The organism is Maritimibacter harenae (assembly GCF_009882975.1).
Classification (GTDB): domain Bacteria; phylum Pseudomonadota; class Alphaproteobacteria; order Rhodobacterales; family Rhodobacteraceae; genus Maritimibacter; species Maritimibacter harenae.
The window spans coordinates 366,029-385,671 of the sequence record NZ_WTUX01000017.1 but is presented as its reverse complement, the minus strand read 5'-3'; the positions used below and the strand labels follow the sequence as shown (position 1 = coordinate 385,671).

General features: G+C 66.4%; 16 protein-coding genes and 1 tRNA gene. 6 read left to right on the top strand and 11 right to left on the bottom strand.

Annotation, left to right across the window (positions count from 1 at the left end; translation table 11 throughout):
* Positions 1-89: 89 nt before the first annotated feature.
* Genes GQE99_RS14350 through GQE99_RS14340 form a run of 3 tightly spaced genes read right to left on the bottom strand, consistent with a single transcriptional unit; the run spans position 90 to position 3,154 of the window.
* The gene (locus GQE99_RS14350) at positions 90-962 is read right to left on the bottom strand and encodes a nitrilase-related carbon-nitrogen hydrolase (protein ID WP_161352314.1); all 873 of its coding nucleotides are present in this window, start codon (positions 960-962) and stop codon (positions 90-92) included.
* A 22-nt stretch (positions 963-984) separates the two neighbouring features.
* Positions 985-2,268 carry a M24 family metallopeptidase gene (locus tag GQE99_RS14345; RefSeq protein ID WP_161352313.1) on the bottom strand — a complete coding sequence of 428 codons (1,284 nt, stop codon included), beginning with the start codon at positions 2,266-2,268 and terminating at the stop codon, positions 985-987.
* A 10-nt stretch (positions 2,269-2,278) separates the two neighbouring features.
* Positions 2,279-3,154, bottom strand: a complete 876-nt coding sequence (locus GQE99_RS14340; RefSeq protein ID WP_161352312.1) for a HalD/BesD family halogenase — start codon at positions 3,152-3,154, stop codon at positions 2,279-2,281.
* Positions 3,155-3,277: 123 nt separating this feature from the next.
* Between GQE99_RS14340 and GQE99_RS14335 the strand changes: the two genes are divergently transcribed.
* A complete protein-coding gene (locus GQE99_RS14335; protein ID WP_161352311.1) occupies positions 3,278-4,159 on the top strand; it encodes a LysR family transcriptional regulator in 882 nt (293 codons plus the stop codon).
* On the opposite strand, the gene GQE99_RS14330 is transcribed toward GQE99_RS14335, so the two are convergent.
* Entirely contained in the window at positions 4,138-5,154 is a 1,017-nt protein-coding gene (locus tag GQE99_RS14330; RefSeq protein ID WP_161352310.1) for a glutathione S-transferase C-terminal domain-containing protein, read from the bottom strand. The two genes, GQE99_RS14335 and GQE99_RS14330, sit on opposite strands and share 22 nt — an antisense overlap.
* A gap of 93 nt (positions 5,155-5,247) precedes the next feature.
* Between GQE99_RS14330 and GQE99_RS14325 the strand changes: the two genes are divergently transcribed.
* Entirely contained in the window at positions 5,248-6,759 is a 1,512-nt protein-coding gene (locus tag GQE99_RS14325) for a hypothetical protein (RefSeq protein WP_161352309.1), read from the top strand.
* On the opposite strand, the gene GQE99_RS14320 is transcribed toward GQE99_RS14325, so the two are convergent.
* The 3 genes from GQE99_RS14320 to GQE99_RS14310 form a co-directional block, all read right to left on the bottom strand.
* Positions 6,695-8,092 (bottom strand): polysaccharide biosynthesis protein, encoded by a 1,398-nt coding sequence (locus GQE99_RS14320; RefSeq protein WP_161352308.1) that lies wholly within the window; start codon positions 8,090-8,092, stop codon positions 6,695-6,697. The genes GQE99_RS14325 and GQE99_RS14320 overlap by 65 nt on opposite strands.
* Before the next feature lie 367 nt (positions 8,093-8,459).
* Positions 8,460-8,534 (bottom strand) — tRNA-Gly (locus GQE99_RS14315).
* Between the two features lie 84 nt (positions 8,535-8,618).
* Positions 8,619-9,233: a TetR/AcrR family transcriptional regulator gene (locus GQE99_RS14310; RefSeq protein ID WP_161352307.1), complete on the bottom strand. Its 615-nt coding sequence runs from the start codon at positions 9,231-9,233 to the stop codon at positions 8,619-8,621.
* 83 nt (positions 9,234-9,316) lie between these two features.
* Between GQE99_RS14310 and GQE99_RS14305 the strand changes: the two genes are divergently transcribed.
* Positions 9,317-9,925, top strand: coding sequence for a DUF2306 domain-containing protein (locus GQE99_RS14305; protein WP_161352306.1), 609 nt, complete (start codon positions 9,317-9,319; stop codon positions 9,923-9,925).
* Positions 9,926-9,971: 46 nt separating this feature from the next.
* Here GQE99_RS14305 and pyc read toward each other — a convergent pair whose 3' ends face one another.
* From pyc to GQE99_RS14290, 3 genes are all read right to left on the bottom strand, one after another.
* Complete coding sequence (pyc, locus tag GQE99_RS14300) at positions 9,972-13,418, bottom strand: pyruvate carboxylase (protein ID WP_161352305.1); 3,447 nt, start codon at positions 13,416-13,418, stop codon at positions 9,972-9,974.
* A gap of 92 nt (positions 13,419-13,510) precedes the next feature.
* Entirely contained in the window at positions 13,511-14,662 is a 1,152-nt protein-coding gene (locus GQE99_RS14295) for an alpha-hydroxy acid oxidase (RefSeq protein WP_161352304.1), read from the bottom strand.
* A 47-nt stretch (positions 14,663-14,709) separates the two neighbouring features.
* Positions 14,710-16,224, bottom strand: coding sequence for an MDR family MFS transporter (locus GQE99_RS14290; RefSeq protein ID WP_161352303.1), 1,515 nt, complete (start codon positions 16,222-16,224; stop codon positions 14,710-14,712).
* Positions 16,225-16,340: 116 nt separating this feature from the next.
* Between GQE99_RS14290 and GQE99_RS14285 the strand changes: the two genes are divergently transcribed.
* The 3 genes from GQE99_RS14285 (at position 16,341) to GQE99_RS14275 (ending at position 17,919) form a co-directional block, all read left to right on the top strand.
* On the top strand, positions 16,341-16,892 hold the full coding sequence (locus GQE99_RS14285; RefSeq protein WP_161352302.1) for a MarR family winged helix-turn-helix transcriptional regulator: 552 nt from the start codon (positions 16,341-16,343) through the stop codon (positions 16,890-16,892).
* A gap of 85 nt (positions 16,893-16,977) precedes the next feature.
* A complete protein-coding gene (locus GQE99_RS14280; protein ID WP_161352301.1) occupies positions 16,978-17,331 on the top strand; it encodes a YkvA family protein in 354 nt (117 codons plus the stop codon).
* Positions 17,332-17,385: 54 nt separating this feature from the next.
* Positions 17,386-17,919 (top strand): REP-associated tyrosine transposase, encoded by a 534-nt coding sequence (locus tag GQE99_RS14275; protein ID WP_235917236.1) that lies wholly within the window; start codon positions 17,386-17,388, stop codon positions 17,917-17,919.
* A gap of 40 nt (positions 17,920-17,959) precedes the next feature.
* On the opposite strand, the gene ettA is transcribed toward GQE99_RS14275, so the two are convergent.
* Entirely contained in the window at positions 17,960-19,615 is a 1,656-nt protein-coding gene (ettA, locus tag GQE99_RS14270) for an energy-dependent translational throttle protein EttA (RefSeq protein WP_161352300.1), read from the bottom strand.
* Positions 19,616-19,643: the final 28 nt, after the last annotated feature.

The following is a 19,643-nucleotide window of genomic DNA, read 5'->3' as shown; positions in this document are numbered from 1 at the left end:
GTCCTAGCAAAAGTCCTTTCTCGAAAGGATGTTCCATCACGACCGCGTTGAGCGTCGCGTCAGTCTGCCCGGGGCCGGGTCGGGTCCGGTCAGTCGTCGCGCACCAGCGTCGGGACGCCCAGGTTGTCGATCAGCCGCGTCGTCTCGCGGTGGACGAGCGAGATATTGGAATCGCGCACGGTCGGCAGGAGCGCGCGCGCCCGGCGCGTGTCGGCGTAATCGAGCCGGGCGGAGATCATTTCTTCGCCGTCGCCCGCCTCGGCCAGTACGTTGCCGAATGCGTCGAGTATGCGCGATCCGCCCCAGAAAGTCAGGTCCCCTTCGACGCCCACGCGGTTCGCCATCACGCCGGGCGCGCCGTACATCATGGTGTAGAACTTCATCGTGGTCGCCCAGGAGGCCGGGTTGTCGAACTCGTCGCCCACCGCCTCGCGCCCGCTCGAGATCGGGGCGAGAAGCATCGTCGCGCCGTGCAGGAAGGCGAGGTGCGTGAGCGCGGGGTTGTAGAGATCGGCGCAGATCAAGAGCCCCATCGCCCAGTCCGGGTCGACCCGGTGAATGTCCACGAAGCGGCCGTGGGAGTAGTATTTCGTCTCCACCAGCCGCCCGTAGGAGGGGATGTTGATCTTGCGGTGGATGTATTGAAGCGCGCCGTTCTTCAGGATCGCGGCAGCGTTGTAGAACTGTGCGGCCGGACCTTCCTCGACGAAGCCCACGACGATCTCCATGTCGCCCGCCTCGCGGCTGAGCGCCTTCAGCCGGTCGTCGTCCGAGCGCATGGTGACGTCGAGCAGGTTCTCGGCCCCGTTGTGTCCGACCAGGGACAGCTCGGGAAAGACCAGCACGTCCACGCCGGCCGCGCGCGCCCGGTCGATGTGGTCCCGGTGTTTATCCATGTTCGCGGCGATGTCGCCCACCACGTTGGCGAATTGCGCGGCGGCGACGGTCAGGTATCGGCCCATTGGTCCTCCGGTCGGGGTGCGTTCAGAATTCCCGGTCGAGCAGCGTGTCGCAATAGGGATAGCGCGACATTTTCGCGATCCCCGTCTCGGTGATCACCACCTGCTCCTCGAGCTTCACGCCGTCCATCGCGCCCACCTCGCCGATGTAGCTTTCGACCGAGACGACCATCCCCGGCTCGAGCACCCCGTCCTTGGAATAAAGATCGAAGCTGTCCCGGTGGGCCACCAGCGGTGTCTCGCCATGAAGACCCACGCCGTGGATGATCGACGGGTAGCGGCGGTCGTTGAACCGTTCCGGGATCTGCCAGGCGCGTTCGGCCAGGTCGCGGTAGGCCAGTCCGGGGCCGAGCAGGTCCATGTTGTGATGGATCTGGTCATAGGCCATCCGGTAGAGTTCCTTCTGGTAGGCGCTGGGACGTCCCGGGCCCGCGTGGAAGGTGCGCGAGAAGTCGCAGTAATAGCCGTGGCAGCCGATCGTGTCCGTATCGAGCGCGATGAGCTCGCCGGGGCGCACGACACGGTCTGATGCCTCGTTGAACCACGGGTTGGTGCGCGGGCCGGAGTTGAGAAGCCGGGTTTCGATGAATTCGCCGCCTTGCCGGATCACGTTGCCGTAGAGCACCGCGAAAAGCTCGTTCTCCGTCACGCCCGGCTTGATGGCCTGCTCGACCTCGTAGACCGCGGCCTCGGTCCCCGCGACCGACTGCGCGAGGCAGGCGATCTCTTCGGGCGTCTTGATGCGGCGGCAGTGCAGCGTGTCCTGCATGCAGTCCACCGCGTCGAGCCCCTGCGCCTCGAGCGAGCGCACGAGGTTCACCGCGGCCCGGTCGAGGCCCACCTTCCGGCCACCGGAGCCCTGCGCGCGCACCAGCTCGGCGATCTCCGCGCCGAACGGGTCCGAGGACAGGTCGTCGCGCTGGTTCACCGCCGACCACACGACCTTGGACACCCGGTGCTCGTCGATCGTCTCGAGCCACATCGAGACATGTTCGGATCCCGGGTATTCGAACAGGATGACCGGCCCTTCGACCGGCACGTAGATGTAGCGCGTCGAGTTGCGCAGGAAATACCCGAACATGTTGCGCGACCCGGTGGCATAGCGCTGGTTGTTCGGATCGAACAGGACCAGCGCCGCGTAATCCTCGTCCACCATCATCTGCCGTAACCGGGCCAGGCGACCGGCGCGCAGGCGCTTCGGATCGAAGGCCTGCGGGATCGGGTCGGTGTTGCCGGTGGGGGCGGAGGGGACGATGGGGATGTCGTCCGGCTCGCTGTCGGTCAGGGCGTCATTCTCGACGATACTCATGGGTGTCCTCTCAATCTGCGAGGCTGTCGCTGCGCACGATGTCGCGCGTCAGCATCTCTTCGTGAATCGGCGCCATGCGGCCGAAGATGGCCTTCGCGCGCTCCGGGCGCCCGACGAAGCCCGGCTCGCGGGCATAGGCGAAGATCACCGTGTGGCGTTCGCGCGGGCCGACCACCGGGGTCACGCGGTGCAGCGCGTTGCGGCCGAAGAAGATCTGCAGGTCGCCGGGGGTCAGTTCCAGCGTCTTGAGCGCCGCGTGATCCCCGTCGAGAAGGCGCTGCACGCCTTCGATATTCTCGCCTTGCGGGCCGCGGATGTTGGGCGCGTACTGGAATACGCCGCCGCCCTCGGGCTTGCGGGTCTGCATCGTGACGATGAAATCGTTGCTGTCGAAATGCCACGGGTGCTGGCGGCCCTCCTTCAGAACGTTCACCACGAGATCGGCCAACGGGTCCGCGTATTCGTGGATCTCGTCCTCGCCCACGACGGCGGCGATGAAGGCCTTGAATGCCGGGTCGTGGTAGATCGTCCGGATGATCGTGTCCGCCCCGATCCGGTCGCCCGCGACGAAGCCGTTGGTCCGGTCGTCGAAGCGGTTCTTCGGATGCTCCGGCGGAAGGGCCGGGTCGGCGGCGGAGTTGTAGGGGTTGGTTTCGGTCGCGTTGATGTGCGCGTCCGGCGACAGCCGCTCGGTTTCGGCCTCGAGCCGGCGCAGCATGTCGGGGCGCACGAAATCGGCCAGCACGACGCAGCCGTCATCGGCCAGCTGGCGGCGGCAGGTGTCGATCAGCGCCTTTCCCTCCGGGCTGTCCAGCCGGTCGACCGGGTATCGGTCGAGGTCGAGGCAATCCGACAGGGTCGGCGCGTGTGCGTGCGTGGTGGTCATCGCCTTCTCTCCGTGCATGTGGTTCAGCCGGAGGCTAGGGCATCGTCGCGCATTACAAAAACGAGTTGTTGATATCTGATTGATTGCGGTTTCTCATGGATCGCGCAATGAGGAGGGAACCGGATGGACAGCGACCTACTGCGCGCCTTCGTGGCGGTGACGGAAACCGGGGGCTTCGGGGCGGCGGCCAAGCTGCTCAACCGCACGCAATCGGCGGTGAGCCTCCAGATCAAGCGGCTGGAGGAGCGGCTCGGCGCGACGCTTTTTGACCGCACGAGCCGGTCGGTGAAACTGACGGCGGACGGGGCCCGGCTACTGCCCTACGCGCGCCGCCTCCTCGATCTCGAGGACGAGGCGCAGGCCCAGCTCACCGGCACCGTCGAAGGCGAGCGCATCCGCTTCGGCCTGACCGAAGAACACGCGGCCGCGCATCTGCCGGCGCTGCTTTCGCGCCTGCGGGCGGCTCATCCGGAGACGCGGGTCGAAATCGTCTGCGCGATCTCATCGGATCTCGTCGACCTGTTCCAGGAAGGGCGGCTGGACCTGGTGCTCGCCGTGCGTCACGGACCCACGCGAACGGGCCGGGTGCTCGGGGTCGAGCGGATGATCTGGGTCGCGCAGTCCGGGTTCGAACTGCCCGAGGACACGCCCTTGCCCCTGGCGCTCAATCCCGAGGGGTGCCTCTTTCGCGCCCACGCGTTGGCCGCCATCGGGCGGATGGGGCGCGGTTGGTCGGAACCCTACCTGAGCCAGTCACCGACCGGCATCAACGTCGCTGTGCAGTCCGGCCTCGCGCTCACCGTGAAGACGCCGCGCAGCGTGCCGCCGGGTTGCGACGACGCGGGCGATCGGCTGGGCCTGCCGCCGCTGGGGCTGGCCGAGATCGAGATGCACGTGTCACCGGCCCGCATCGGCGAGGATTTCCGCCACCTCGTGCGGCTGGTCGAGGCGCAATGCGGCGACGCGGGCGCCGCGCGACGGGCTCAGTCCACCAGTTCCGGGTGATCGTAGGCCTCCGGGTAGGGCATCGGGCGGAACGGCCCCAGCGGGATGACATTGTTCCACGAGCGCCCGAAATACCCCTGCCTGCAATGGATGAGCGACCCGGCTTCGCGCACGCCGGGCAGGGCATGGACCCTGCACAACCAGCGCCAAAGGTGCGGATAGTCGAGGATCTTGGCCCCGTTCAGCTTCATGCGAAGATAGTAGACCGGGTCATGGCGAAAGAGCGTGGGAAAGAGCCGCAGGTCGGCCTCGGTGAACCGGTCGCCGGTCAGGAAGGGCCGACCGTCCGAGAGCCGCTCTTCGAGCCATGCGAGCGTGTCGAAATAGGCACCGAACGCCTCGGCATAGACCGCCTGGTCCGACGAGAACCCGGCCTTGTAGGCGCCGTTGTTGATGGTCGTGTAGATCCGGTCGTTCAGCGCGTCGATCTCTGCCTTGAGCGTCGCGTCGTCGGGGTAGAGGTCGGGCGCCGCCTGCGCGCCTCCGAGTGCGCTGGCATGGGCGTTCAGCATCCGCAGGATCTCGGCGCTTTCGTTGTTCACGATGGTCCGGGACGCCTTGTCGTAGAGCACCGGCACGGATTGCTCCTCGGACCCGTTGTCGGTGTAGATCTCCTTCACCAGCCGCCGACCCGCGCCCGTCGCGGTCTCTGCGGTGCATTCGGGCAGGGGCGCGCCGGAAAGCGTGGCAGGCTTGTCCGGCGCGAACTGCCACAGGCCGGGCCCGGCCGGGTCGCTTTCGTCCGTGCGGTTCGGAAAGACCACGTCCATCGTGATGCTGTCGGTAAGCCCCAGGACGCTGCGCGCGAGCGTCACGCGGTGGCACCAGGGGCAGTTGAGCGCCACGAACAGGTGATAACGCCCCGGCTGAGCCGGATGGTCCGGATCGCCCAACGCGGCACGAAACCCGCTCACCCCCCGCACGAACTCGCCACGCGCCCGGCGCTGGGTGGCGTTGGACTGGTCCTCTTCGGTCGACGTGTCGTGACGGGACATGGGGAGCCTTTCGGGTGTGAGTTGGGACTGGGTTGCGTGTATTGCCATCCGCGTACATTCTCGTCGGCGATGGCCACATAGGCGATGCAACGCATGAATGAACTCAACACGGAATTTCAGTTTGCATCAATCCGCCGTGACGGGTTGGGGGCCCGCATCCAGGTCCTGCTGAACGCGATGGCGCTTTCCGAGCGTTTCGGTTCCGACTTCGTATTCGACTGGCCCGATAACCCGAACACGGGATCTGGAGATACGTTGGGGCCGGCGGAAAAATTCTTCACGCGTGCATTCCTGGAACGGCATTTCCGACCCGGCCTGGCGGACATGCTGGAAAAAGCGGGGCACGACCTGTCATTGTCAATGACGTCAGAGAGAGTCGATGACTTCCTGGCGGGCAGGGCTGCGCCGGTGGAATGGTACACCGCATGGTTTCAGGATTTGCGTCCGGCCCTGAAATTAAAAGACGATATTTATCGAGAATTGTTCAATCGCATTGAATTTGCCCCGCCTATTCAGGCCGCCATTGAACGTGCAAACCAGGTTCCGCTCGCAAAAAATACGCGTGCTTTCCATATCCGGGCCGGCGATGTCATTGAGAAGCACTTCCGGTTCGGTGGACGCTTCGGACGCAAGGTTCTCGCGTTTCCGCTCGCCATCGATCTGGCTCGTTCGGCGCGTCTCGCTGGCCATGACGTGATCATTTTTGGGCAGGACCCTGAAGTTCTTGGCCTGCTCTGCGATGCCTCCGGCGGTCGGTTGGCGGAACAGCTTGTCCCGAACGAGATGCAGGCCGGACCCGAGGCCTGGTTTTTCGAAGTCGCTTTGATGGCCAGGTGCGAAGCGATCACAACCGGGAGCTTCAGTTCCTTTTCCGAAATGGCGTCATGGATCGGGACCGTCGAAAAAGTGAATGGCTACGATCAATTCGAAGCAAGTGCCGCGCGGGAATTAATACTGGGCGGTACCACGGCCCGTGCGCCCGTCAGGGCGTTGCAGAAGGCCCATGCCTACTGGGCTTTGTACGATGTGTATGGCGCCGCCCTATCGCATGAGGATGCTGTGCGTGCGTTGTCGAATGCTCACGCACACGATCCGATCAATAATCTTTATCCGCTCAGCCGGATAAACGAGACGTTCCGTCGAGGCGACAATCGTCAGGCAAAACATGCGCTGCGGCGTTTTCTTGAAGATCAGAAGGACGTGCCGAGACGAGAGCAGGGAAGTCTCTTGGAGGTCCTGTTCGCTTTGTCACGACCTATGAATGTACAGGCACGCGAAACATCGCTTGGCGGGATCTTTCAGCGAGCCCGTACTGGGGATCCTGACGCATCATTGATTGGTGCGCTGGTGGTGCAGGATGCGAACTCGTTCGAGGAGTTCTGCCGAAATGCCGCCCGCTCCCGGTTCCGTTTTCGATTCCGGCAGCCCTTGGAGCATAGGCGGAAGGTTCTGCGGGCCTTGCCAGATGGCTTGCCACCCGCCTATTTCCGCTTCGGTCGCCTGCGGCGGGCATTCGGGCTGTTACCGCCTGCCGGTACGCCTACCAGTGCCCCTGCGTCCCCACCGACACCGCCAGCAGAGCGCCCAGGATCAGTGCCGGAGTGACCCACCCGACCACGTCCCGGGTGTCGAACGCCATCCGGAACCGCCTTCGCGCCTTCGTCGCCGCGTAAGGCAGGTAGAACACCGCGACGCCTGTCATCGTGGCCAGCGGCAGACCCACGAGCCCCAGGGCTGCGAAGAACGGGGGCATGAGGGCGAGCATCACCGCGCCGCTGATGCCGTTCGAGATATGCCAGACCACATGGTTGGTGACGGTGTAGAGCTGGATGTGCATGGCGCCGGCGAGCATGAGCATGTTGGCCAAGGCCAGCGTCCACCACACGGGGGGTGACACGAACGGCGTTTCGCTCCCGATCATCGCCAGCGCCTGGGGGCCGGCCAGGCCGAGCGTGAGGCTGCCGAGCGCGAAGGCCCAAGCCGACGATGCCATCGCGCTGCGGGCCCGGCTCACCAGCTCGCTCTCGTGGCCCGCGGCGAAGAGGCGCGCAAAGCCGGGGATCTGCACGTAGAAGGGCACCCGCGCGATCATCATCAGCGCATCGACCAGACGCAGCGCCAGCAGGTAGGCGGCCACCTGGCCGACGGCGCCCACCTGCGCGTAGAACAGGCCCGAAGCCTGCACGGTCCCGAACATCATCAGCACGCCCAGCCCGCTGCGCCAGGCGGCCGGCCAGACGCGCCGCCACGTCTCGGGGTCGCGCCGCGCCGGTGCGCGCCAGCGCTGCCGGTCCGGGCCGCTGCGGGCGAGGTGGCGGTTGACGAGGGCGTTGACCAGAAGCCCCGCATGAAACGTCAGGACCAGCCCGACCAACCCGGCGCCCACGCCGAGGGCCACGAGGGCGGCCAGGATCGACCCGGCGCTCGACAGGAGTTCCCAGCGCCGGAAGGGGGCGATCCGCTCAACGCCCTGCAGGTAGGCCGCGTACATCCCGCAACGGATGTGGACGGCGGCGACCGACAGGACGAAGCCCCAGCAAACCCACGACATGCCCGGCGCCTGGGTCGCGGCAACGGGGCGCAGGAGTGCGAGGGTGCCCAGCGTGCCGCCGATCAGGAGGACGCCCAGCCCGATCCGGTCGTAGATGTGGCGCATCGTGGCCAGAACGGCGGTGCGCTCGGCCGGTGCCATGCCGCCCTCGGACGCACGGGTATAGGCCACCGCCCGGATGAAGGTCTGGCCGAATCCGAAATCCGCAAGCGACAGAAGGCTGATCAGCGTGGAGAGCAGGAACCACAGCCCGGCCTCGGCCGGGGGAAGCATGCGCAGCGCGACCGGCAGCAGGAGCGCGAGCCCCGCGAGCCGCGTGACGATGCTCGCGCCCCACATCAGGCCCGGCGCGTGCCAGATCCGGCGGGCCATGCGGATTGCGATCATAATGCCCCGTTGTCCGTTCAGCCCGCCGCGCGACATACGGGTGGGCTGAGCACAACCTAAGGCTGCAAGGAGTGTATTGAAAATACTTTTGCGTGTCGCGGACCCGCCAGGGCCTGCCGCGTCCCTTGATGTCGGCCCGGATGATGACGGCTCCAGCAAGGAAAACCCACAAGACCTGCCCCATATCGCCCGCGCACGCCACGTGCTGCTTCAGACACGATGGTAGAGCCCCGGCCATGACTCCCGCGTCTGCCGCACCGCCTTCGGCGTCAGGCCGATGGTCCAGCTCGGCCGGCTGGGCTGAGCGCACGACGAATGACCCGGCGTTCGCCGGCGGTCTGTCGTCCCGATTTTTGGGAGGTCCACTTGGAGCGGGTGATGAGATTCGAACTCACGACCCTTACCTTGGCAAGGTAATGCTCTACCCCTGAGCTACACCCGCATCCTGTGGTGAGCGCTGATTTATAAAAGCCGGCCGGGGGCTGCAAGCCCGAAATTCGACTTCTTCGAAAAAAAGTTGCCGGTCTCAGATTTCCGGGGCCGGGCGCGGGGTTGCGGGGGCGGTTTCGACAAGGTCGAGCCGGGCGAAAAGCCGGGTGAAGAAAGCCTCGGCGGTCTCCTGGTCGGCCAGCATCTTCTGTCCGCCCACCGCGAGGCTCGCGAATCCGTGGACCAGCGACCAGATCGCCAGCTCCGTGTCGGCCGGGTCGTTGCCCGCGAAGGGGGCCGAGACGCGGGCGAGGACGGCGTAGGATTCGTCGGAGGCCGCGCAGAGCTCGGCGTCCTCGTGGTCATGCGCATGGGTGCCGAACATCAGGTCGAACAGGCCCGGGTAGGCGCGGGCGAAGCGCAGGTAGCCGAAACAGGCGCCGAGCGCCCGATCATGCGCGGTGTCGGGGGCTTGGGCGATCGCCTCTTCCATGAATGCCCTGAACCGGCGGTAGCCCTCCGCGATCACGGCGGTGCGCAGGTGGGCGAGCGTGGGAAAGTGGTGGGCCGGGGCCGCGTGGCTGACGTTCGCGGCCGCCGCGACCTTGCGAATCGACAGCGCATCGGGGCCGCCGTCACGCACCAGCGCCAGCCCGGCGTCGACGAGGGCGGCGCGCAAGTTGCCGTGGTGATGGGATTTTTTCTGGCTCATGCAGGCAATCTGCCCGCACAACTTGACAGCGTCAAGGAATCAGCCAAACTTGACGGTGTAAAGTTCTAAGCCAGGAGATCCCGATGACCCGCCTGTTCCTGCCCGCTGCCGCGCTCTTGGGCGTTCTCATCGCGTTGATGTCCTTCCGGTTCGCCGCCCTCGGGCTCGTTCCGGCCTTTCCGCAGATGATCGTGCATATCGAGGCGAGCCGTCTGGCCTTCCTCGCCCACGTGAGCGCGGCGCCGGTCGCGCTGGGGCTCGCGGCGTTCCAGTTGATGCCCCGGCTGCGCGCGCGCCGCCCGGCGCTCCACCGCTGGAGCGGGCGCATCTACGGGGTCGCTGTGTTCGTCGGCGGGGCAGGGGCGCTGGCAATGGCGCCGGGCGCGAACGGCGGGCCGGTGGCGAGCCTTGGCTTCGGCTTGCTCGGCCTCCTGTGGATCACGACCACGGCGATTGGTATCGCGAACGTGCGCGCCGGCAATGTGCGCGCGCACCGGCGTTGGATGATCCGCTCCTTCGCGCTGACCTTCGCGGCGGTGACGCTTCGGCTCGGGCTCTTTCCGATGATGGCGGCGGGGATGACCTACGTGGAGGCGATCGTCTGGCTCGCCTGGTTGTCGTGGCTGCCCAACCTCGTGGTCGCGGAACTCTGGCTGCGGCGGACGCCCCGGCCCGCCGCCGTCCCCGCGTGAGGGAAAACGGGCGCTGCACGCAACCGCGTGCCGCGCCCGCGCGAGGTCATTCCTCGTATTCGACCAACAGGTCCTTGGCGTCGATCTGCGCGCCGGGGGTGACGTGGACCGCTTTCACGGTCGCGTCGCGCTCGGCGTGGATGCCGGTTTCCATCTTCATGGCCTCGATGGTCAGAAGCAGGTCGCCCTGCTTGATCTTCTTGCCCGCCTGCGCGGCGACGGTCGCCACCACGCCGGGCATCGGCGCGCCCACGTGCAGCGGGTTGCCGTTGTCCGCCTTGGGCCGGGCCGCCTGCGCGGCGGTCGACGAGCGGTCGGCGACGCGGATCGTGCGCGGCTGGCCGTTGAGTTCGAAGAAGACCTTCACCTCGCCTTCCTCGTTGGTCTCGCCCACCGCCTGGCAGCGGATCACCAGCGTCTTGCCCGGGTCGATCTCGGCCTCGACCTCGTCGCCCTGTTCCATGCCGTAGAAGTAGGCCAGCGTCGGAAGCGAGCGCACGGGGCCGTACATCCGGTGGCGGCCCATGTAGTCGAGAAACACCTTGGGATACATGAGGTAGCCGTTCAGGTCCTCGTCATCGACGGTGAAGCCCTCGAGCTCCTTCGAAAGCTCCGCGCGCGTCGCTTCCAGGTCGACCGGCTCCAGGTGCTTGCCGGGGCGCTCGGTGTCGGGCTTCTCGCCCTTGAGCACCTTCTTGACGATGCCCTTCGGGAAGCCTCCGGGCGGCTGGCCCAGGTTGCCCTTCATCATGTCGATGACGCTGTCGGGGAAGCTCACGTCCACCTTCGGGTCCTCGACCTCGGCGCGGGTGAGACCCTGGCTCACCATCATCAACGCCATGTCGCCCACGACCTTGGAGGACGGCGTCACCTTCACGATGTCGCCGAACATCTGGTTCACGTCGGCATAGGCCTGCGCCACCTCGTGCCACTTCTCCTCGAGCCCGAGCGAGCGCGCCTGGGCCTTGAGGTTGGTGAACTGGCCGCCGGGCATCTCGTGCAGGTAGACCTCCGAGGCCGGGGCCTGGAGCCCGCTTTCGAAGGCCGCGTACTGGCCGCGCACCGCTTCCCAGTAGTTCGAGATCTCGCGGATCGCGCTGATGTCGAGCCCGGTATCACGCTCGGTGAACTGAAGCGCTTCCACGACGGTGCCCAGCGTCGCCTGGCTGGTGTTGCCCGAGAGCGCGTCCATCGCGCAGTCGACGGCATCGACGCCCGCGTCCGAGGCCGCGAGGATCGTGCCGGAGGCGATGCCGGCCGTGTCGTGGGTGTGGAAGTGGATCGGCAGGTCCACCGCGTCCTTCAGCGCCGGGATCAGCACCTTGGCGGCGGCGGGCTTGAGCAGCCCCGCCATGTCCTTCAGCCCCAGCACGTGCGCCCCGGCCTTCTCGAGCTGCTTGGCCATGTCGACGTAGTACTTCACGTCGTATTTCGACCGCTCGGGGTCGAGCACGTTGCCGGTGTAGCAGATCGTGCCCTCGATCACCTTGCCGCTGTCCCCCACCGCGTCCATCGCGACGCGCATGTTCTCGACCCAGTTGAGGCTGTCGAAGACGCGGAACACGTCGACGCCGGTTTCGGCGGCCTGCTTGACGAAGAACTGCACCACGTTGTCCGGGTAGTTCGTGTAGCCCACGCCGTTCGAGGCCCGCAGAAGCATCTGCGTCATGATGTTGGGCATCTTCTCGCGGATGTCGCGCAGGCGTTGCCAGGGGCATTCCTGCAGGAACCGGTAGGCCACGTCGAAGGTCGCGCCGCCCCAGCATTCCACCGAGAAGAGCTGCGGCAGGTTGTGGGCATAGGCGGGCGCGATCTTGATCATGTCGATCGAGCGCATCCGGGTGGCGAGCAGCGACTGGTGCGCGTCGCGCATCGTCGTGTCGGTCATCAGGAGCTGGTTTTGCTCCTTCATCCATTTCGCGACCGCCTCGGGCCCCTCGGCCTCGAGCAGGTTGCGCGTGCCCGGGGCCGGCGTCTCGGTCGCGTGATGCGGTATCTGCGGGGGCTTGAGGTCGGCGCGCGGCGTGGGCCGGCCTTCCGTCTCCGGGTGCCCGTTCACGGTGATGTCGGCGAGATAGGTGAGGATCTTCGTCGCCCGGTCACGCCGCTTCTTGAAGTTGAACAGCTCCGGCGTCGTGTCGATGAACTTGGTCGTGTACTCGTTGTTGAGAAAGACCGGGTGTTTCAGCAGGTTGATCACGAAGTCGATGTTCGTGGAGACGCCCCGGATGCGGAACTCGCGCAGCGCCCGGTCCATCCGCTTGATCGCCTGCTCGGGCGTCTGGCCGTGGGCCGTGACCTTCACGAGAAGCGAGTCGTAGTAGCGCGTGATGACCGAGCCCGCGTAGGCCGTGCCGCCATCGAGCCGGATGCCCATGCCGGTGGCCGTCCGGTAGGCCGTGAGGCGGCCGTAGTCCGGGATGAAGTTGTTCTGCGGGTCTTCCGTCGTGATGCGGCACTGCAGCGCGTGGCCCTGCAGTTTCACGTCGTACTGGCTGGCCACGCCGGTCGCCTCGGTCAGCGTCTTGCCTTCGGCGATCAGGATCTGGGCGCGCACGATGTCGATGCCGGTGACCTCTTCCGTCACCGTGTGCTCGACCTGCACGCGCGGGTTCACCTCGATGAAGTAGAACTTGCCGGTGTCCATATCCATCAGGAACTCGACCGTGCCGGCGCATTCGTAGTTCACGTGTTCGCAGATCTTGCGGCCGAGGTTGCACAGCTCCTCGCGCTGCGCCTCGGAGAGGTAGGGGGCGGGCGCGCGTTCGACGACCTTCTGGTTGCGGCGCTGGACCGAGCAGTCGCGCTCCCACAGGTGGTAGATGTTGCCGTGCTGGTCGCCCAGGATCTGCACCTCGACGTGGCGGGCGCGGGTGATCATCTTCTCGAGATAGCCTTCGCCGTTGCCGAAGGCCGCCTCGGCCTCGCGCCGGCCTTCCTTGACCTTGGTCTCGAGCTCGTCGGCGTTCTCGATCGGGCGCATGCCGCGTCCGCCGCCGCCCCAGGACGCCTTGAGCATCAGGGGATAGCCGATCTCTTCGGCCTCCTTGGCGATGGCCTTCATGTCCTCGCCCAGCACCTCGGTCGCCGGGATGACGGGCACGCCCGCCTCGATCGCCACCTTGCGCGCCGAGGCCTTGTCGCCCAGCCGGCGCATGGTTTCGGCCTTGGGACCGATGAAGACGATGCCGGCTTCGTCGCAGGCGTCGACGAATTCGGGGTTTTCCGACAGGAGGCCGTAGCCCGGATGGATCGCGTCCGCGCCGCTTTCCTTGGCGACCCGGATGATCTCCTCGATCGAGAGATAGGCCGCCACAGGGCCCAGGCCTTCGCCGATCTTGTAGGCCTCGTCCGCCTTGAACCGGTGCAGCCCCAGCTTGTCTTCCTCGGCATAGACCGCGACGGTCCGCTTGCCCATCTCGTTGCACGCCCGGAGAATCCGGATCGCGATCTCGCCCCGGTTCGCAACGAGGATCTTTTCGAAGTCGGCCATGCGCGTCTCCCCGACCATTTGGTTTATTGATTGGACGTGACGCTAGGCGATGCTGCATCGCGGCGCAAGGTGATCAATTCTTGGGCGCTGAGTCACGAATCCGGCGTGGACCGGACCAGCCTGTCGGGCAGGTCGGCCAGCGTCGCGGCCCCGATCTGGGCCATCACGGCGCGCATGTCGGCTTCGAGGATATGGGCGACGTGGTGGGCGCCGGCCGCCCCGAAGGCGCCAAGGCCCCAGTGCCAGGCCTTGCCCAGCATCACGAAATCCGCCCCGAGCGCGAGCGCGCGCACCACGTCGAGGCCCGACGCGATCCCGCCGTCATAGATGAGCGGCATGTCGGGCAGGGCGGCCCGGATCCCGGTCACCGCGTCGAGTGCGGCCGGTGCGCCGTCGAATTGCCGACCGGCATGGTTCGACAGCCAGATCGCGTCCACCCCGGCCTCGGCCAGGCGCGGGGCCTCGGTCGCGTCGGTGACGCCCTTCACGATCACGGGCCCGTCCCAGGCCTCGCGCAGGCGGGCGAGGTACGCCCAGTCGGGGTTCACCCGCAGTTGATACCCGACGTGCGCGGTCGAGGATGTTCCCGCGGCCGCGGTGGCATAGCTCTCCATCAATCGCAGGCGCGGCATGCCCTGGCGCAGCGTGCCGATGGCCCAGGCAGGGCAGGTGGCCACGTGGCTCAGAAGCCGGGGCGTGATGCGGGGCGGGTTGGTCACGCCCCCGCGCACCTGCCGTTCGCGGCGCGAGGCGGCGGGCACGTCGGCGGTCACGATCAGCGTGTGGAACCCCGCCTTGCGGGCGCGGCCCAGGATGTCGGCCAGGATCTCGGGGTCGCGGGGGCAATAGAGCTGGAACCAGCCCTGGTCCCCGATATGCGGGGCCAGCGTCTCGGGCGTCTGTGCGGCGACGGTCGAGAGAGAGTAGGGGATGCCCCGGGCCCGTGCCACCTGTGCCAGCGTCACCTCGGCCCCGGGCCAGAAGAGCCCGGACATGCCGACGGGCGAGATGCCGAAGGGCAGGGGATAGTCGCGGCCGAGGAAGCGCGTCGCGGTGTCCGGCGACAGGTCGCCGGCGAGGATCGCGGGGTGGAACAGCACCCGGTCGAGCGCGGCGCGGTTGCGGCGGGGCACGGCTTCGTCCCCCGTCGCGCTGTCGAGATATTCCCAGGCGAAATGCGGAATGCGGCGTTTCGCGCGGTCTTTCAGGTCGGCGAGGGCCGGGTATCGACTGTCGAGGTCCATACCCGGCATCATTCATCCCTTGTCGCGGGACGCAAGCCTCACTCGCCTTACGGAACCATCCGGTTGGCCAGCTTGATCTCCTCGAGGATGAGCGAGAACAGGAAGCCGGTCACGGCCAGCCCCGCCGCGATCAAGAAGATCGGGTGGATGGCGGTCGAGACGGCCTCGCCGATCATGGTGCGCACCGCGTCGGGCAGGCCCGCGAGCGTCTGCGGCCCCAGCTCGAGCCCGGCACCGCCCGAGAACGCTTCGCCCGCCGCGCCGACCTCGTTGGCCATGCGCGTGGCGAAGAGGGCGCCGAAGGCCGCGACGCCGATCGAGCCGCCCACCTGCCGGAACATCAGGCCCGAGGCGGTGGCGGTGCCCAGCATGCTGCGGTCGACCGCGTTCTGCACGCTCGTGGTGAGCACCGGGAAGATCGCGCCCAGGCCCAGGCCCACGAAGACGAGCCGCGCGGCGAAGGACCAGATCGGCGTGTCGGCGGTCAGCCCGGTCAGGAGCAGGAAGCCCACGGTGAGCGAGCCCATCCCAAGCATCGGCAGCACCCGGTAGCGACCGGTGCGGCCCATGAAGCGGCCCGAGATCATCGACGAGGTCAGGATGCCCGCGGTCATGGGGATCAGTAGCAGGCCCGATTCCGTCGGCGTCATGCCCTTGGCGATCTGGAGGTAGATCGGGATGAAGGTGATGCTGCCGAACATGGCCGCGCCGGTGATGGCCGACATGAACGACGTCACCCAGAACACGTTGATGCGGAAGAGCCCCAGCGGCAGGATCGGCTCGGCCGAGCGGCGCTCGATGAAGACGAAAGCGATGCCCGCGGCGATGGCCAGGACGGCGAGACCCAGGATCTGGACGCTGTCCCATGCGAAGGTCGCCCCGCCCAGCGACGTGGCCAGCGTGATCGAGGCGAGCGTCACCGACAGCGCGGCCGCGCCGCCCCAGTCGATCACGTGCTTGTGGCGGATGCCGGTGGGTTTGAACGCGGTCGCGAAGCCCAGCACGGCGGCCATGCCGATGGGCACGTTGATGTAGAAGATCCAGTGCCAGGAGAACTCCTCCACGAACCAGCCGCCGATGAGCGGCCCGATCACGGAGGCGACCGAGAAGGTCGCGGCGAAGACGCCTTGCGTCTTGCCCCGGTCCTTGGGCGGGATCACGTCGCCGATGACGGAGAGCGCGAGCACGAAGAGCCCGCCGCCGCCCAGGCCCTGCAGCGCGCGCGAGGCGATGAGCCACGCCATGCTCTGCGCGGCCCCCGCCAGCGCGGAGCCCGCCAGGAACAGCCCGACCGAGACGAACACGATGTTGCGCCGCCCGTAGAGGTCGCCCAGCTTGCCGTAGAGCGGGGCCGCGATGGTGGAGGCGAGGATATAGGCCGTCACCACCCAGGACAGGTGCTCGAGCCCGCCCAGGTCCGCCACGATCGTGGGCAGTGCGGTCGAGACGATGGTCTGGTCGAGGGCGGCGAGAAAAAGAAGAAGCCCGATCGAGGCGATGATCAGGCGGATACGGGCGGGGTCGTAGGTCTGGGACCTGTCTGGACTGTCTGTGGCGGTCATGGCGCTTTCCTGTCGTTTGGGAGCCAGATAGGTCATCGCGGGTTTATGTGTCAATAGCATACAAATGTGACTAACACATACTTGACCTGTGCGCTGCCGCACGTCATATCCGGGACATGTCCAATACGCCCTTCAAACCCTTCCCCATTGCACCGCCGCTTGAACGTGCCGAATTCTCGTCCACGTCGAAGGCGGCGCTGATGGATCTCGACGCGGCGATGTTCCAGTGGCACCGCATGCTGGCCAAGGGCGAGCTTACCGGCCGCCTGTTGGCCGAGACCGGGCTCGACCTGGAGCCCGCGTTGTTCCAGGGGTTGATGGCGGTCAAGCGGATCACCCACGGCGTCGGCCGGCCCGAACCGCAGGAGCCCACCGTGGGGCTCGTGGCCGAGGAGATGGCGATCGACCCTTCGCGCGCCAGCCGGATCGCGAGCGAATTGATCGCGCGCGGCTACGTCGAACGCGCGGCCGCGCAGGACGACGGGCGCAAGTCGGTGCTCCTGATCACCGAGAAGGGGACGGCGGCCTTCGAAACCGTGCGCGACCTGCGCTGGACCCACATGGTCGAGATGTTCGCGGATTGGAGCGAAGACGACATCCGCGCCTTTGCCGACCTCTTCGGCCGCTACGTGACCGGTGTTCTGGGACGGCGGACGGAGACGGAGTGAGCCCCGCGGGACAGGGCCGCGATTGAAACGGGGCCCGCGCGCCCCGATATCTGGTGCTCATCCCGGTCCGGCCGGGGGAGGGAGCATGATGGACGAGACCTACGCCAAACACCTCGACGGAATGGATGCCGGTGCACAGGAGCGCCTGGTGCGCGACGGCTTCGCCGCCAAGGTGCGCCGCTTCGGCAAGCGCATCCCCTTCGTGCGCGATGCGGCAGCAGCCTATTACGCGATGCTCGATCCGAATGTGCCGATGCTGACACGGGCCGCGCTGGTCGCGCCGCTGGCCTACCTCGTTATGCCGGTGGATGCCGTGCCGGACGTGATCGCGGGGCTGGGGTTCACGGATGACCTGGTGGTGATCCTGGCCGCGCTCCTGTCCTTCGGGAACCGGTTGGACGCGGGGCATTACGCCAAGGCGGATGAGATGTTGGGGTAGGGTGGGTGCCAACCCACCTTTCTCGTATTAACCCGAAATTTACCACGTCAGGGCATGACCGGCGTCATGTCCAGTTACCGTCGCGTGTCGCTGTCGGGCGGCACGTTTTTCTTCACCGTGAATCTTGCCGAACGCGGGTCGCATTTGCTTGTCGAGCGTATCGCGGACTTGCGAACAGCTTATGGTGCGGTGCAGGCGGAGCTTCCGTTTCGCACAGATGCAATCGTCGTGATGCCCGACCATATCCATGCGGTCTGGACCTTGCTGGACGGCGACAGCGATTTCTCGACAAGGTGGAAGAAGATCAAGACCGGCTTTTCGAAGTCCATCCTGCGGTCGCCCGCGACGGGTGGGTTGGCACCCACCCTACGTATTTCGGCGAGCAAGCGGGAAAAGGGTGAGGTCGGCATTTGGCAGCGGCGGTTCTGGGAGCATACGATCTGCAGTCCTTCCGACCTGGCCGAGCATCTCAGGTATTGCTGGACGAACCCGGTGAAACACGGCTTCGTCACCGATCCGGCCGATTGGCCCTATTCGTCGTTTCACCGGGATTTGGAAGTAGGGTGGGTGCAAACCCACCGGATGTAACGCGTAAGGGTGGGTTTGCACCCACCCTACACATCTTGGATCACCGCGAAAACTTCTTGTACTTCAAGCGCTTCGGCTCAAGCGCGTCCGGGCCCAGCCGGCGCTTCTTGTCCTCTTCGTAGTCCTCGAAGTTGCCCTCGAACCACTCCACGTGCGCCTCGCCCTCGAAGGCCAGGATGTGCGTGCAGATGCGGTCGAGGAAGAAGCGGTCGTGGGAGATGACCACGGCGCAGCCCGCGAAATCGACCAGGGCGTCTTCGAGCGCTCGCAGCGTTTCGACGTCGAGGTCGTTGGTCGGTTCGTCGAGCAGGATGACGTTGCCGCCGGATTTCAGCAGCTTGGCCATGTGGACCCGGTTGCGTTCACCGCCGGAGAGCAGGCCCACCTTCTTCTGCTGGTCACCGCCCTTGAAGTTGAACGCCCCGCAATAGGCGCGGGAATTCATCTGGGCATCGCCCAGGTCGATGACCTCGGCCCCGCCGGAGATCTCCTCCCACACCGTCTTGTCGGGATCGAGCGCGTCGCGGCTCTGGTCGACATAGGCCAGGTCCACGGTGTCGCCGTACTCGACCGTGCCTTCATCGGGCTGTTCCTGCCCGGTGAGCATCTTGAAGAGCGTCGATTTACCGGCGCCGTTCGGGCCGATGACGCCCACGATGCCGCCCGGGGGGAGGGAGAACGACAGGTTCTCGATCAGGAGCTTGTCGCCCATCGCCTTCTTCAGCCCCTCGACCTCGATCACCTTGGAGCCAAGCCGGGGGCCGCGCGGGATGACGATCTGCGCGTTCGAGATCCGCTCGCGTTCGGACTGTCCCGCCAGTTCGTTGTAGCGCTCGATCCGGGCTTTCTGCTTGGACTGGCGCGCCTTGGCACCCTGGCGCATCCACTCCAGTTCCCGCTGCAGGGTCTTCTGGCGCGACTTGTCCTCGCGCGCTTCCTGCTCCAGCCGCTTGGCCTTCTGCTCGAGCCAGGCGGAATAGTTGCCTTCGTAGGGAATGCCGCGGCCCCGGTCGAGTTCGAGAATCCAGCCCGTGATGTCGTCGAGGAAATACCGGTCGTGGGTGACGATCAGGATCGTGCCCTTGTACTCGATCAGGTGCTGCTGGAGCCACGCGATCGTCTCGGCGTCGAGGTGGTTGGTCGGCTCGTCGAGGAGCAGCATGTCGGGCGCTTCGAGCAGCAGTTTGCACAGGGCGACCCGGCGGCGTTCCCCGCCCGAGAGCGTAGAGACGTCGGCATCGTCCGGCGGGCAGCGCAGCGCCTCCATCGACACGTCGACCTGCGCGTCGAGATCCCACAGGTTCTCGCTGTCGATCTCGTCCTGGAGCTGCGCCATCTCGTCGGCGGTCTCGTCGGAATAGTTCATCGCCAGTTCGTTGAACCGGTCGATCTTGGCCTTCTTCGCGGCCACGCCCAGCATGACGTTCTCGCGCACCGTGAGGCCCTCGTCGAGCTCGGGTTCCTGGCTCAGGTAGCCCACCTTGGCGCCCTGCGCCGCCCAGGCCTCGCCCGTGAAGTCCTTGTCCTGGCCCGCCATGATCCGCATCAGCGTGGATTTACCGGCGCCGTTCACGCCCACGACGCCGATCTTGACGCCGGGCAGGAAGGACAGGCGGATGTTCTCGAAACATTTCTTGCCGCCCGGATAGGTCTTGGAAACGCCATCCATGTGGTAGACGTATTGGTAGCTGGCCATGATGCCCTCGTGTTCTGGGTTTGCGCCT